The following is a 13444-nucleotide window of genomic DNA, read 5'->3' as shown; positions in this document are numbered from 1 at the left end:
TACTCCGCACTATTTTCCACAACCGCTATTCAGAAAGAGAACATCATGCGTAAATTCGCAAAGTCCTTCGCCGTTGCGGCAACGGTGGCAGCATTGTCGCTGTCCGCCTGCGGCCGCACCGAAGAAACCGCTTCCGGCGCCGAAGAAGGATTCGACGACGGGGCATCCATCGGCGTTGCCCTGCCGCAGAAGACCTCGGAAAACTGGGTGCTGGCAGAGACCCTCTTCAACGACGGCCTCAAGGAAGCCGGCTACGAAGGCCAGGTCCAGTTCGCCAACGGCGGCGTGTCCGAACAGCAGAACCAGATCAGCTCCATGATCACCAACGGCGTCGAGGTCCTGATTGTGGGTGCCATTGACGGCAGCCAGCTCGGCTCGCAGCTGCAGGACGCCAAGGACGCCGGCATCACCGTCATTGCCTATGACCGTCTGCTGACCAACACCGAAAACGTTGACTACTACGTGGCCTACGACAACTTCAAGGTCGGCCAGCTGCAGGGCCAGGCCCTGCTGGACGGGCTGAAGGAGAAGAAGCCCGAGGGCCCGTACAACATTGAGCTGTTCGCCGGTTCTCCGGATGACGCCAACGCCCAGGTCTTCTTCGACGGCGCCATGGATGTCCTCCAGCCGGAGATCGAAGCAGGAAACCTCGTGGTCGGTTCCGGCCAGACCGAGTTCAACCAGGCCGTCACCCAGGGTTGGAAGGCGGAGAACGCCCAGAAGCGCATGGACACCCTGCTCTCCAGCAACTACGCCTCCCAGGAACTGGACGGCGTCCTCTCCCCCAATGACACCCTGGCCCGCGCCGTCCTGACCTCGGTCTCCGGCGCCGGCAAGACGCTGCCCGTCATCACCGGCCAGGACTCCGAGGTGGAATCCGTCAAGCTGATCATGGAAGGCAAGCAGTACTCCACCATCAACAAGGACACCCGCAACCTGGTGAACCAGAGCATTGACATGGTCAAGGCACTGGGCGCCGGTGAAGAGGTCGAAATCAACGACGACGAGAGCTACGACAACGGCAAGAAGGTAGTCGAGAGCTACCTTCTGGAGCCGGTCATCGTCACCAAGGCCAACGCTGCCGAGGCCTACGCGAATGACCCCACGCTCTCCGAGCTGACCAAGTAAGCACGTATTCACTGCCCCTCGGGGCGGAACAGCCCGGGTTTCCCTCAGCGGAGACCCGGGCTGTTCCACGCCTGTTCCACTCTGTTCCACACACCGGTCGCCTGCACTTCGTGCCGCACGAACCCGGAGTCCATCCCTAGGCCAATGGCCGGGGCGACCATAGAGTAGGGGTACTCCCTGCAACGACGCGGAAGACGAGGACCATGACTGCCGTTCAACACATACCCACCCCGCCCTGTGTCCAGCCGGGAGCTCCCAGTCCCGTCCAGTCCACGGGACGAACCCTGCGCTGGGGCGTAGTCGCCACCGGAAACATTGCCGAGCGTGTCACTGAAGACATCGCCCGGTTGGAGGACGCCGTCCTGCAGGCGGTCAGTTCCCGCCGCCGGGCCACGGCCGAGGAGTTCGCCGCCCGCTTCGGTTTCGCCAGCAGCTACTTCGACTCAGACGATGCCTCGGGCTACGACCTGCTCTTTGCCGATCCCGAGGTCGACGTCGTCTACATCGGGACCCCGCACGCCCAGCACTATCGGATTGCCCGGCGGGCCCTGGAGGCCGGCAAACACGTACTGTGCGAAAAGTCGCTGACCATCAATGCCCGCGAAACCGAGGACCTGATCGAACTGGCCCGGTCCCGCAACCTGTTCCTCATGGAAGCGGTCTGGACCCGTTTCCTGCCCTGCATCAACCGCATCTGGGAACTCATTGCCTCAGGTGAGCTCGGCGACATCAACTGGGTGCAGGCAGACCTGGGCTTCCCGGCACCGTATGACCCTGCCAGCAGGCTCTGGGACCCGGCGGCGGGCGGAGGCGCACTGCTGGACCTGACCGTCTATCCGCTCACTTTTGCCCTGGGCGCGCTGGGCTACCCGGAGACGGTCCACGCAGTAGGCAGCATCAACGCCGACGGCGTGGACACACAGAACGCCTTGACGCTCGGGTACCCGTCCGGCGGCCTGGCGCAGCTGACCTCGTCTCTGGTCTCCTCCTGCCCGCGGACCGCGGTCATTTCCGGCACCAGGGGCTGGCTCCGCACCGGCGCACCCCTGCATAACCCGGTGGAGCTGACCATCGTGCCGCAGGACGGCGAGGCCCGCGTGGAGCGGTTCCCGCAGGTCGGCAACGGCTACGCGTACGAGCTGCGCGAGGTGACCCGCTGCATCCAGGCGGGCATGGTGGAAAGCCCCACCATGACGTGGGCGGACTCCCTGCGGACCATGCGGCTCTTTGACGCGGTACGGGCGCAGATCGGCGTGCTGTACGCCAATGACAAGGCCACTGTCCCCGCTGACTGAGCCGTGGAGGCGCAGCAGCCGGCAAGGCACTAAAAACGACGGCGGTGCCGCACCTTTTGCAGGTGCGGCACCGCCGTCGTCGTTTCAGTGCCGTGCTAGCCGCCCAGACCGCCCAGGCCACCCGGGAGTTTCCCGAGCAGGTCCTTGGGGTTTACACCAAGTTTGTCCAGCAGACCCGAGTCGCGCTCGGTATCCACCTTCTCCGGCAGGTCGGACTCCGCCTGGCCTGCCTTCGAGCTGTCGCCGCGATTCTTCAGAAATTCGATAATCTGCTGCTTGTCGATCTGCATCAGGTACTCCTTTGCTGAGTGGCGCGTGCTGCGGTTTGGTGCCTGCTAGGCGTTCTTCACGTTCTGCGGCGCTTCGGAAGCGGAATCCTTGACGTCCGAGGCGGCTGCCTGGCCTTCGGACTTCACGTTCTGCGCGGCGTCCGTGGCAGTGGCCTTGATATTCTCGACCGCTTCCTGGGCCGGTTCCTTGAGGCCTTCAGCCATTTCCTTGGCTGCGCCTGCCAGTTCGTCGGTCATCGGCTGCGCGGCGGTCTTGATGTTGTCAGCAGCGACGCGCTCCTTGTCGCTGGCGGGGATCAGCGTTGCCGCCAGCAGGCCGGCGCCGAAGGCAATCAGACCTGCGGCAATGGGGTTGCCCTGCGTCTGGCCGGCGAGCTTCGCCGGCGCACCCTGGACGGCGGAGCCGGCGGCAGACATGCCGCCCGAAACACTGCTGCCCATGTCGGACACGCTGCCGCCGATGTTGCTGCCGGTATTGCTTGCGCTGTTACCTACTGAATCGGCCACACCCATCACCCTGTCCTTCACTCCGAATACTTTGTCCTTCATCTTGTCCGTCTGGCGCTGAACGATGTGGGAAGGAGTTACCTTGTCCGCCACGGCGTCCACGTTGGTGCCTAGGCGCCGGCGGGTTGCTTCGATGTCGGCGCGGATCTCATCCGGGTTTTCACTCATCGTGTTTCCTCGCTTGGTTTCATAGTCTGGGGGATCTCCTGCAGCGTCTCGGACGTCTGCGGCATGCCCTTGATCTTCTTCATTTCCTTGCGTCCGCGGGAGGCGAGGACGGCAGCGACGATGGCCCAGATAACCGCCACGATCACTGCGGACCAGCCGAAGCCGATCGCCGTCGTGCCCAGTGCGTACCACAGGGCGACCGAGAGGAAGAGGAGTACGAAGTAGCCTGCGACGGCCGCTCCGGCGAACATTCCGGCACCCGTGCCTGCGCGGGTTGCGGACTGCTTCAGTTCGACCTTCGCCAGCTCCACTTCCTGACGCATGAGGGTGGACATGTCCTGCGTCACCTGGCCGAGCAGATCGCCCAGGGACGTGGACTCAGCCTTAGCCTGTGCTGGTGTGGGAGGGAGTTCGGTACTCATCAGTGCCGACCACCGCTGTAGGGATCAGCTGCCGGAACGCCGGTGGAGGGGGTGGGCGGAAGAGTCTGGGCCGATGCGGGACCCGTACCCGGCTGGCGGACCGGTTCGGTGCCGAACGGATCGTTGGTCGCGGCGGTGCCGACCGTGGGCTGTGCCGCCGGTGCCTGCGGGACAGGCGTCACGGGCGGAACGGGCGGTCCCACGTGCTGGCCGGCGGATCCGGACGCACCCTGCGTCGGGAGGCCTGCGCTGAGGCCCTTGTTGAGGCGGCCTGCCAGGAAACCGGCTCCGGCTGCGATGGCGAGGAAGGCGACGGGGCGCTGGCGGGCAAAGCCCTTGACCTCGTCCAGCAGGGATCCCGGATCGCGGCCGTCGAGCCACGTGGCGGCCGAAGACGCACGGCTGGCTGCCTGGCCGACGAGATCGGAGGCTACCCCGGACTGGCCGGACTGCGCCATGGAGTGCAGTTCGTCTGCCATCGAGCGAAGGCCTTCAGCCACCTTCTGCTGCTGGGTGCCTGCCTGCTCGGTGAGATCGGAACGGGCCTGGGTAAACAGGTCCTTGGCGTTGGTCTTTACCTCGGAAGCAACACCCGCTGCTTCAGACTTTGCGGTGTCCGCAACCTGAGCGGCGTTTCCCTTGGCCTGCTGGGCGATGTCACCGGCCTGCTGCTTGGCCGCATCGGCCTTCGCAGCGGCTGTGGAGTCATTGGTACTTCCGGCCGGGGATGCTGCATGGCTTCCGTCGCGCGGAGTGAAGTTCTCTGTCATCATCGCTCTCTTTCGTCATTGCAACTGCTGATCAAGATCGGATGGTCCGTACCAAGATAATAAGCACACTTAGTTACGAATGTGTAGCGTGTTAGGATTGTAAGTGCCCTTGCTATTGGATTCCGTGCGTGGTTTTCTTTTTCCACCGATCAGAAGAGCCAGCGGACGCCGTACCCTGCCGAATAATCCGGCACGTCAGTCCCCTCGGCCACAACGCACAGGAGCATCACATTGGCTGCAAATCTAGTAGCACGATCCGTCCATGACCTCACGGCGGCGGCCTGGTTCGGCGGTTCCCTGATGGGCGCCGTCGGACTTAACGGAGCAACTGCCGAGGCCAAGGATCCCACTGAGAGAACCCGGCTGTCCGCCCTTGGCTGGAAAAAGTGGGCCCCCGTGCAGGCCGGAGCTATCGGATTGCATTTCCTGGCCGGACTCGCGCTCATCGGTGACAACAAAACCCGGGTCTCCAAGCAGGAGGGGGTCGGTTCCCTCACCGTATACAAGGCAGCCGTGACGGCGCTGGCGGCGGTAGTCACCCTCTATTCCGGCATCCTGGGCGGCAAGGTAGGGAAGCTCTCGGAGCAGGGCAGCCAAGGGGCTACGGAACCCCGCGAGGGCGCATCCAAGGAATTGAAGTCGGCCCAGCGCCAGCTGAAGGTCCTGCAGTGGAGCATCCCCGTGCTTTCGGGTGCGGTGATTGTGATGGGCGCCCAGCACGGCGAGATGCAACGGCCGGCCAATGTCCTCAAGGGCCTGAAAAAGAAGTAACGGGCAATGGGCGCAGAAGTTACGAGCAGGACCTTCAGCCGGGCGCAGCGCACGGCTTACCGGCAGCGCTTGCTGGAAAACCTGGACCACTTCGCTCACTTCCTTTCCACCGCGCAGTTTGCGGACACGGCCAGCATTGGCCTGGAACTGGAGTTGAACCTGACCAACCGTGATTTCTCCCCCGCCCTCCGCAACACGGCTGTCCTTGAGCGAATCGCCGATCCGGCCTTCCAGACCGAAATCGGCGCCTTCAACATCGAGATGAACCACCCCGCACTGTCGGTGGCACAGTTTGGATTGAAGGAGCTCGAGGACAGCCTCCGGGTGCAGCTCAACCGTGCCGATGAGCGTGCCGCCCAGGAAGCGGCAGACATCATGATGGTGGGCATCCTCCCCACCCTCACCCCCCGCTTCATGGACGGATGGGATTGGCTCAGCAGCGGGCAGCGTTATGCCGCCCTGAACACGTCGGTCCTCCAGGCCCGGGGAGAAGACGTCCTCCTCGACCTGTCCGGCCCGGAGCCGTTGTCCTTCTACGCACAGAACATCGCGCCGGAGGCTGCGTGCACATCGGTCCAGCTGCACCTGGAAGTCTCGCCCGAACAGTTTGCTCCGGCCTGGAACGCGGCACAGATGATCGCAGGCCCCCAGGTTGCCCTTGCCGCCAATTCACCCATCTTCATGGAACACGTGCTGTGGCACGAGACCCGGATTGAACTCTTCAAGCAGGCCATAGACACCCGGCCGCCGGAGATGCGCAACCAAGGGGTACGCCCCCGTGTCTGGTTCGGGGAAAGGTGGATTACCTCGATCTTCGATCTCTTCGAAGAGAACGTGCGCTATTTCCCTGCCCTGCTTCCGGAGTTGTCCGGCAGCGGAACGGAAGCCACCGCTTTCGGTGCCCCGCTGCTGCCCGAGCTGCGCCTGCACAACGGCACGGTCTACCGCTGGAACCGGCCGATCTACGACCCCGGCAGCGGCACACCCAACCTGCGTCTGGAGAACCGGGTGCTGCCTGCCGGCCCGTCCGTCCTGGACGTGGTCGCCAACGCCGCGTTCTACTACGGGCTCGTGGAGTACATCCGCACAGCTGACCGGCCGCTGTGGAGCCGCATTGCCTTCAAGACGGCGTCGGACAACTTCCTGGCCTGCGCCCGGTACGGACTGGAGGCAGCAGTCTATTGGCCGGGCATCGGCGAGATTCCGGTGGCCGAACTGATTGTGCGCCACCTGATTCCACAGGCCGCCGAGGGACTGAGGGAATTGAAAGTGGATTCCTCCCTGATCGACCGCTACCTGAGCGTGGTGGCCGAACGTGCCCGCACGGAGCAGAACGGCGCTTCCTGGCAGATCGCCACGCTGCGCCGCCTCGAGGATGCCGGGATGCCGCGGCCGGCGGCCCTGGGCGAGCTCTCCCGGCTCTACTGGGAGAACATGCACACCAATGCGGCTGTCCACTCCTGGCCGGTCGGCTGACCGGGCGAAAACCGGGCGCCTGGCGGCAAGAATCGGACGCTGAACCTAGCACTCAAAAGTGGTGAGTGCTAGCGTGAATTCCATCGTTGAGTCATGACGACTCAACCTTTATCGACCCTTTTCCAACAACGGCATTCCAACCACCGGTGCCCGGCGGGTACCGGGGCAACAGGAGTTGATGACAATGGCGATGAAGTTTGATCCTTTCCGCGAGCTTGACCGGATGGCAGGCGCCCTTCTCGATCCCCGGCAGCGGCTGCGGCTCATGCCGATCGACCTCTACCGCGAGGGCGACCACTACATCCTCAACGCGGATTTGCCGGGCATCGACCCCGGCTCAGTGGACGTGGACGTTGACGGCCAGTTGCTGACCATCAGGGCCGAGCGGACCATCCACACCACCGAGGGGGTTACCTGGCTTAACCGCGAACGGGAAAGCGGAACCTTCCTGCGCCAGCTGAATCTTGGCCAGGGCATTGATATTGACTCGATCTCAGCGAAGTACGAGAACGGAGTGCTGAGCGTCTTCATTCCGGTGAGCGAACGGTCGAAGCCGCGCAAGATCGAGGTGGCGGCCGCCTACAAGGACGGCCACACCATTTCCGGGCAGTCTTCGTCGGAGCCTGCCTCGGTCTCGTCCAGCGGCTCCGGTTCCGGCGGTTCGGGCTCGCCGGGCTCGTTCGGCCAGAGCAGCGGCAGTTCGGGGTCATCCGGTTCCGGATCCGCGGGCTCGGGATCATCCGGTTCCGGGCAGTCTTCGTCCGGCGATCCAGGCGCGGGCATCTAGCCGCAGAACGGCCGGCACAACCGGCGCAGGCCCCGGACAGCGTGTCCGGGGCCTGCGCCGCGTCACGGGCGTTCCGTCGGCTGCGGCGGGCCTAACCGGCTGGACGCTCAGCTGGTGGGGCGCCGCTGCCAGATGGCTGCCATCAAGGCACCGCTGACGTTGTGCCAGACCGAGAAGACCGCTGCAGGCAGGGCCGCTTCGGGAGCGAAGTACTGCCTGGCAAGTCCCGCGGCCAGCCCGGAGTTCTGCATACCCACTTCAATGGCCATGGTCCGGCGGGAGGGAATCGGCTGCCGGAACAGTTTCGCTGCGCCGTAACCCAGCCCAAGTCCCAGGCCGTTGTGCAGCACCACCGCCAGCAGGATCAGCCAGCCTGCGGTAAAGATGGCTTCGGCGCTGCCCGACACCACGGCAATAACCACGAAGGTAATGGCCAGCACCGAAATCCAGGGCAGGACAGGCAGGACCCGGTCCACCACCCGGGGTGCCAGATATCGGATAACCAGGCCCAGCACCACCGGGATCAACACAATCTGGACAATGGACCATGCCATTGACCCGGCGTCCACCGCCATGTACCGGCCGGCGAGCCACAGCGCGAGGAGCGGGGTCAGCAGCGGCGCAAGGAGTGTGGAAACCGAAGTCATGGCGACGGAAAGGGCTACGTTCCCGCGGGCCAGGTACGTCACCACGTTCGACGCCGTGCCGCCGGGGGCACAGCCCACCAGGATCACGCCGGCCGCGAGTTCTGGGCTGAGCTGCAGCGCCCAGGCGATACCGAAACCTAGCAGCGGCATAATCAGGTACTGCGCAACCACTCCCAGCAGGACGGGCAGCGGCTGCCGGAGAACCAGCGCGAAATCCGGCAGGGTCAGGGTCAGGCCCATCCCGAACATAATGAGCATCAGCCCGGGGTTGATGTAGCCGGACAGTCCGGTGAAGGTCTGCGGGAAGAACAGGGCCACCGCTCCCCCGGCAACAATCAGCAGCGGGAACACGGTTACCGCTATGCGGGCGCTTCGCTCTTCGGCGCTCTTCGCGGCGGGCTGCGCAGTGGTGGAGTTCGACATCCCCACATGGTGGCACCGCCCGTGCGGCAGCGCTAGTTGTTACGCGTGTGCTTAACAAGGCGGGGAACGACGACGGCGCGCCGCCCCGTAAAGGGGCAGCGCGCCGTCGTCGTTGGTGCAGTAATGCTTAGGCTGCAACCTCGGCGCCCAGGCGGGCCTTGAGGTTCTCGTCCAGTGCGGCGAGGAACTCTTCCGTGGTCAGGTAGGCCTGGTCCGGGCCGACCAACAGTGCCAGGTCCTTGGTCATCTTGCCGGATTCGACCGTCTTGATGACAACGTCTTCAAGGGTCTCGGCGAAGTTGATGACCTCGGGGGTGTTGTCCAGCTTGCCGCGGTGCATCAGGCCACGGGTCCACGCGAAGATCGAGGCGATCGGGTTCGTGGAGGTGGGCTTGCCCTGCTGGTGCTGGCGGTAGTGGCGGGTAACCGTACCGTGTGCAGCTTCTGCCTCGACGGTCTGGCCGTCCGGGGTCATCAGCACGGAGGTCATCAGGCCCAGCGAGCCGAAGCCCTGTGCCACGGTGTCGGACTGGACGTCGCCGTCGTAGTTCTTGCAGGCCCAGACGTAGCCGCCTTCCCACTTCATCGCGGAGGCAACCATGTCATCGATCAGGCGGTGCTCGTAAGTGAGGCCGGCTGCTTCGAACTGGTCCTTGAACTCGGCGTCGAAGACTTCCTGGAACAGGTCCTTGAACTGGCCGTCGTAGGCCTTCAGGATCGTGTTCTTGGTGGAGAGGTACACCGGGTAGTTGCGCTGCAGGCCGTAGGCGAAGGAAGCGCGCGCGAAGTCCTTGATGGAATCGTTGAAGTTGTACATACCCATGGCGACGCCGCCATCTTCGTTGTACGTAACAACCTGCTGCTTGATTTCTTCGCTGCCGTCGGCGGGCGTGTAGGTCAGCGTCAGGGTACCGGCACCGGGAACCTTGAAGTTCGTGGCCTTGTACTGGTCGCCGTGGGCGTGGCGGCCGATGATGATCGGCTTGTTCCAGCCCGGGACCAGGCGCGGGATGTTGGAGATGATGATCGGTTCGCGGAAGACCACGCCGCCCAGAATGTTGCGGATGGTCCCGTTCGGGGAGACCCACATCTTCTTCAGGCCGAATTCCTCGACGCGTGCTTCGTCAGGGGTGATCGTGGCGCACTTGACGCCTACGCCGTGTTCCTTGATCGCGTTGGCTGCGTCGATGGTGACCTGGTCGTCGGTCGCGTCGCGGTTCTGGATGGAGAGGTCGTAGTACTTCAGGTCTACGTCCAGGTACGGGTTGATCAGGCGATCCTTGATGAACTGCCAGATGATGCGGGTCATCTCGTCGCCGTCGAGCTCTACTACAGAGCCCACAACCTTAATTTTCTCAGCCACACGATCTCCTTGTGTGTTGGTGGGCACCGGAGCATGTCTTGTGGCATGACGGAACCCGTCTTTTTGGCTTTTATTTGAGTTCAACTATGCCACAGCCCACTATCCGCGCCCTAAACAGCAAGGCGGCGCATTACCTGCACCGCCTTGCCGTTCCAGGCTGGACTTCAGTGGAAGAAGTGGCGCGCACCCGTGAAGTACATGGTGATGCCGGCCGCCGCCGCGGCTTCAACCACTTCGTTGTCCCGGACCGATCCGCCCGGCTGCACCACCGCGCGGACACCGGCGTCGGCGAGGATCTGCAGGCCGTCCGCAAAGGGGAAGAACGCGTCGGAAGCGGCTACGGAGCCGTGGGCCCGTTCCTCGCCGGGAGCGCCGAGCGTATTGGCACGTTCGACGGCGAGCCGGCAGGAATCCACCCGGTTGACCTGTCCCATGCCCACGCCCACCGACGCGCCGTCCTTCGCCAGGAGGATGGCATTGGACTTGGCTGCACGTACGGCGGACCAGGCGAAGGCCAGATCGGCCAGCGTCGTTTCGTCGGCGGCCTCGCCCGCTGCGAGCGTCCAGTTTGCGGGGTCATCGCCCTCAGCCTGAAGCCGGTCCGCCTTCTGCACCAGGACACCCCCGGACACCTGCCGGAATTCGGTGTTGCTGCGCCCGTAGCCGTCGGGCAGCGTCAGGAGGCGGATGTTCTTCTTCGCCGAGAGGATCTCCACGGCTTCCGGCTCGAAGTCAGGAGCGATCACCACCTCCGTGAAAATCTCCTTCACGGTCCGCGCCATGCCGGCAGTGACCGTGCGGTTGGCGGCAATGACTCCGCCGAAGGCCGAGACGGGATCGCAGGCATGCGCCTTGGCGTGCGCGTCCGCGATTGGGTCCGCGGCACCGGGCGAAGCCACGGCGATGCCGCACGGGTTGGCATGCTTGACGACGGCGACTGCCGGTTCCGAGAAGTCGAAGGCTGCGCGCAGGGCGGCGTCGGCGTCCACGTAGTTGTTGTAGGACATGGCCTTGCCGTGCAGCTGGTCGGCCTGGGCAACGCCGGGAGCGGCCCCCTTGTCCACGTAAAGCGCCGCGTCCTGGTGCGGGTTTTCCCCGTAACGCAGCACCTCGGCGCGTTCCAGGGAGAGACCGGTGTAGGCCGGCCACTTGGTGCCGTCTTCGGTGCCGTCCCCGAACTGCTCTGCCGCCCAAGTGGCAACCGCCGTGTCATAGGCAGCGGTGTGCGCGAAGGCTTCGGCGGCCAGCCGGCGTCGTTCCGCCAGGGCGAATCCGCCTTCGGCTGCCGCGGTGACGACGTCGGAGTATTTGCCGGGATCCACCACCACAGCCACCGAGGGGTGGTTCTTCGCCGCGGCGCGGACCATGGAGGGGCCGCCGATGTCGATCTGTTCCACCACTTCGTCCTGGCCGGCGCCGGAGCGGACGGTCTCCACGAACGGGTAGAGGTTCACCACCACGAGGTCGAAGGGTTCAATCTCCATTTCCTCCAGCTGGGCAATGTGGTCCTCGCGGCGGCGGTCGGCGAGGATCCCCGCGTGGACCCGCGGGTGCAGCGTCTTGACGCGTCCGTCCAGGCATTCCTTGAACCCGGTGACTTCGGCGACCTCGGTGACCTCGACGCCCGCTGCGGCAATCTGCTTTGCGGTGGAACCGGTGGAGACAATGCTGACGCCGGCTGCCGCGAGGCCCTGCGCGAGTTCCGTCAGGCCCGTCTTGTTGTAGACCGAGATCAGGGCCCGGCGGATGGGAACACGGTCAAGGACGGGATTGCTCACAACTGACACTCCAAATGGTCGATGATCGGGGCGCAGGCCGTGCGGCCCACGAGAAGTTTATGCCTTCGCTTCCTTCCGGTCCCCGGGCTGCGTGTAACAACCCGTCTCGGGCCCGTTTTCCTGCCCGGCTGCCTGTGATCCAGCGATGGCAATATAGTCCCTTCCGCGCGAGTCCCTTCGGTTTTATCCACATGCAGGGGCTCCGCCGCGGTAGTGTTCTCCCCGAACCCGCGCACCTCCCCTCCGAAAGGCCCCGAAACACATGTCCGTCACCAACGCTCTGCCCACCGGTGACCAGGTGGTCCAGAACCTGCCCTGGCGGTGGAAGGTCCAGGGCAAGATCTTCCTCATCGGCGGCCTCGGCTTTATGTTCGATGCCTGGGATGTAACGCTGAACGGCGTCCTGATTCCCCTGCTCTCCAAGGAATGGGCGCTGGCCCCGGCACAAGCGGCCTGGATCGGAACAGCCAACCTGCTGGGCATGGCCATCGGTGCCTTCGTCTGGGGTTCCATTGCCGATGCGATCGGCCGGAAGCGGGCCTTTTCCGCCACGCTGCTGGTGTTCTCGATCTTTACGGTGCTGGGCGCCTTCTCCCCGGACATCGTCTGGTTCTGCATCTTCCGTTTCATGGCCGGTTTCGGGTTGGGCGGCTGCGTTCCGGTGGACTATGCCCTGGTGGGTGAGTTCACTCCCAAGAAACAGCGGGGAAGGGTGCTGACCGGCATGGACGGCTGGTGGCCCGTCGGCGCAGCGCTGTGCGGTGTCACCTCAGCGGCCATCATGGCCACTTTCGCGGATTGGCGCTACACCATGCTGATCATGGTGATCCCCGCGTTCCTGGTCTTCTGGGTGCGGCGCTCGGTCCCGGAGTCTCCGCTTTATCTGGTCCGGAAGGGCCGCACGGAGGAAGCCTCCGCGGTCATCGACGATCTGGTCCGCCGCACCGGCGGGACACAGACCGAATGGCGCCTGCCCGAACCGCAGGCCCCCGAGAAGCTGTCCCTGCGCACCGTCGGCACCCAGCTCACGGACCTCTGGCGGTTCAGCGCCAAGACCACCATTGCGGCCTGGTCCCTGTTCCTGACCATCCTGCTGGTCTATTACCTGGCCCTGCAGTGGATGCCGAAAATCCTCGTGGATGCCGGGTTCGCCGAACACCGCGCGTTCCTGACCACTTCGGGGATGGCCGCCGTCGGCCTGCTGGGCGTGATCGTGGCCGCGCTGCTCGTGGAAAAGGTCGGCCGGAAATGGATCCTGGCGATTACCGGCCCGCTTTCGGCTGCCATCCTGGTGGTGGTCGCACTGGTGGTGGATGTCCCCGCTGCCGCCACGATCCTGCTGCTGGTGTACGGGTTTGTGGTGCAGGTAGCCATTCCCGTGCTCTATGCCTATGTGTCGGAGCTCTACCCCACCAATCTGCGCGGCAGCGGTTTCGGCTGGGCGTCCACCGTTTCCCGGATCGGCGCCGGCTTCGGTCCGCTGATCTTCGTGTCGGTGCTCTGGCCCTACCTGGGACTGCCGATGTCCTTCGCCCTGGCCGGGATCCTGGTGCTCATGGCCGTACTGTGGATGGCCCGGTTCGCGCCGGAGACAAAGGGTGCGGCCCTGGACTAGCCGG

General features: G+C 64.6%; 12 protein-coding genes and 1 pseudogene. 6 read left to right on the top strand and 7 right to left on the bottom strand.

Translation table 11 applies throughout. From position 1 onward, the window contains the following. The first annotated feature begins 45 nt into the window (after positions 1 to 45). The gene (locus NNX35_RS12940) at positions 46 to 1128 is read left to right on the top strand and encodes a sugar-binding protein (RefSeq protein ID WP_255766926.1); all 1083 of its coding nucleotides are present in this window, start codon (positions 46 to 48) and stop codon (positions 1126 to 1128) included. 203 nt (positions 1129 to 1331) lie between these two features. Next, complete coding sequence (locus NNX35_RS12935; protein WP_255867985.1) at positions 1332 to 2423, top strand: Gfo/Idh/MocA family protein; 1092 nt, start codon at positions 1332 to 1334, stop codon at positions 2421 to 2423. Positions 2424 to 2518: 95 nt separating this feature from the next. Here the strand turns inward: NNX35_RS12935 and NNX35_RS12930 are convergent, their stop codons facing one another. The 4 genes from NNX35_RS12930 to NNX35_RS12915 are packed head-to-tail and all read right to left on the bottom strand — an operon-like array spanning position 2519 to position 4580. Beyond that, positions 2519 to 2713 (bottom strand): hypothetical protein, encoded by a 195-nt coding sequence (locus NNX35_RS12930; protein ID WP_255867984.1) that lies wholly within the window; start codon positions 2711 to 2713, stop codon positions 2519 to 2521. A 45-nt stretch (positions 2714 to 2758) separates the two neighbouring features. Then, positions 2759 to 3388 (bottom strand): DUF3618 domain-containing protein, encoded by a 630-nt coding sequence (locus tag NNX35_RS12925; protein WP_255867983.1) that lies wholly within the window; start codon positions 3386 to 3388, stop codon positions 2759 to 2761. After that, positions 3385 to 3810 (bottom strand): phage holin family protein, encoded by a 426-nt coding sequence (locus tag NNX35_RS12920; protein ID WP_255766922.1) that lies wholly within the window; start codon positions 3808 to 3810, stop codon positions 3385 to 3387. Before NNX35_RS12920 ends, NNX35_RS12925 begins: the two co-directional genes overlap by 4 nt. Next, on the bottom strand, positions 3810 to 4580 hold the full coding sequence (locus NNX35_RS12915; RefSeq protein WP_255867982.1) for a hypothetical protein: 771 nt from the start codon (positions 4578 to 4580) through the stop codon (positions 3810 to 3812). The genes NNX35_RS12920 and NNX35_RS12915 overlap by 1 nt, the downstream gene beginning before the upstream one ends. 231 nt (positions 4581 to 4811) lie before the next feature. On the opposite strand from NNX35_RS12915, the gene NNX35_RS12910 reads away from it, so the two are divergent. The 3 genes and pseudogenes from NNX35_RS12910 to NNX35_RS12900 form a co-directional block, all read left to right on the top strand. Then, positions 4812 to 5351 carry a hypothetical protein gene (locus NNX35_RS12910; RefSeq protein WP_255766920.1) on the top strand — a complete coding sequence of 180 codons (540 nt, stop codon included), beginning with the start codon at positions 4812 to 4814 and terminating at the stop codon, positions 5349 to 5351. 6 nt (positions 5352 to 5357) lie between these two features. Beyond that, positions 5358 to 6827 (top strand): glutamate--cysteine ligase, encoded by a 1470-nt coding sequence (locus tag NNX35_RS12905; protein ID WP_255867980.1) that lies wholly within the window; start codon positions 5358 to 5360, stop codon positions 6825 to 6827. 184 nt (positions 6828 to 7011) lie between these two features. Continuing rightward, positions 7012 to 7407, top strand: a pseudogene (locus NNX35_RS12900) (Hsp20/alpha crystallin family protein); the annotation flags it as partial. A 314-nt stretch (positions 7408 to 7721) separates the two neighbouring features. Here NNX35_RS12900 and NNX35_RS12895 read toward each other — a convergent pair. The 3 genes from NNX35_RS12895 to purH form a co-directional block, all read right to left on the bottom strand. Then, positions 7722 to 8684: a bile acid:sodium symporter family protein gene (locus NNX35_RS12895; RefSeq protein ID WP_255867979.1), complete on the bottom strand. Its 963-nt coding sequence runs from the start codon at positions 8682 to 8684 to the stop codon at positions 7722 to 7724. Positions 8685 to 8811: 127 nt separating this feature from the next. After that, entirely contained in the window at positions 8812 to 10047 is a 1236-nt protein-coding gene (locus NNX35_RS12890) for an NADP-dependent isocitrate dehydrogenase (protein ID WP_227924196.1), read from the bottom strand. 164 nt (positions 10048 to 10211) lie between these two features. Next, positions 10212 to 11825, bottom strand: a complete 1614-nt coding sequence (gene purH / locus NNX35_RS12885; RefSeq protein ID WP_255867978.1) for a bifunctional phosphoribosylaminoimidazolecarboxamide formyltransferase/IMP cyclohydrolase — start codon at positions 11823 to 11825, stop codon at positions 10212 to 10214. A gap of 262 nt (positions 11826 to 12087) precedes the next feature. Here purH and NNX35_RS12880 point away from each other — a divergent pair, with 262 nt between their 5' ends. Beyond that, positions 12088 to 13440 (top strand): MFS transporter, encoded by a 1353-nt coding sequence (locus NNX35_RS12880; protein ID WP_255766916.1) that lies wholly within the window; start codon positions 12088 to 12090, stop codon positions 13438 to 13440. Positions 13441 to 13444: the final 4 nt, after the last annotated feature.

Source organism: Arthrobacter sp. zg-Y844 (assembly GCF_024385465.1).
Lineage (GTDB): Bacteria > Actinomycetota > Actinomycetes > Actinomycetales > Micrococcaceae > Arthrobacter_B.
Note: the sequence above shows the minus strand (reverse complement) of the source record. Positions and strands in the feature narration are given on the sequence as shown.

Coding starts and splice junctions, on each gene's coding strand:
- NNX35_RS12940 (WP_255766926.1), top strand. CDS start 46: ATGCGTAAATTCGCAAAGTCCTTCGCCGTTGCGGCAACGGTGGCAGCA.
- NNX35_RS12935 (WP_255867985.1), top strand. CDS start 1,332: ATGACTGCCGTTCAACACATACCCACCCCGCCCTGTGTCCAGCCGGGA.
- NNX35_RS12930 (WP_255867984.1), bottom strand. CDS start 2,713: ATGCAGATCGACAAGCAGCAGATTATCGAATTTCTGAAGAATCGCGGC.
- NNX35_RS12925 (WP_255867983.1), bottom strand. CDS start 3,388: ATGAGTGAAAACCCGGATGAGATCCGCGCCGACATCGAAGCAACCCGC.
- NNX35_RS12920 (WP_255766922.1), bottom strand. CDS start 3,810: ATGAGTACCGAACTCCCTCCCACACCAGCACAGGCTAAGGCTGAGTCC.
- NNX35_RS12915 (WP_255867982.1), bottom strand. CDS start 4,580: ATGACAGAGAACTTCACTCCGCGCGACGGAAGCCATGCAGCATCCCCG.
- NNX35_RS12905 (WP_255867980.1), top strand. CDS start 5,358: ATGGGCGCAGAAGTTACGAGCAGGACCTTCAGCCGGGCGCAGCGCACG.
- NNX35_RS12895 (WP_255867979.1), bottom strand. CDS start 8,684: ATGTCGAACTCCACCACTGCGCAGCCCGCCGCGAAGAGCGCCGAAGAG.
- NNX35_RS12880 (WP_255766916.1), top strand. CDS start 12,088: ATGTCCGTCACCAACGCTCTGCCCACCGGTGACCAGGTGGTCCAGAAC.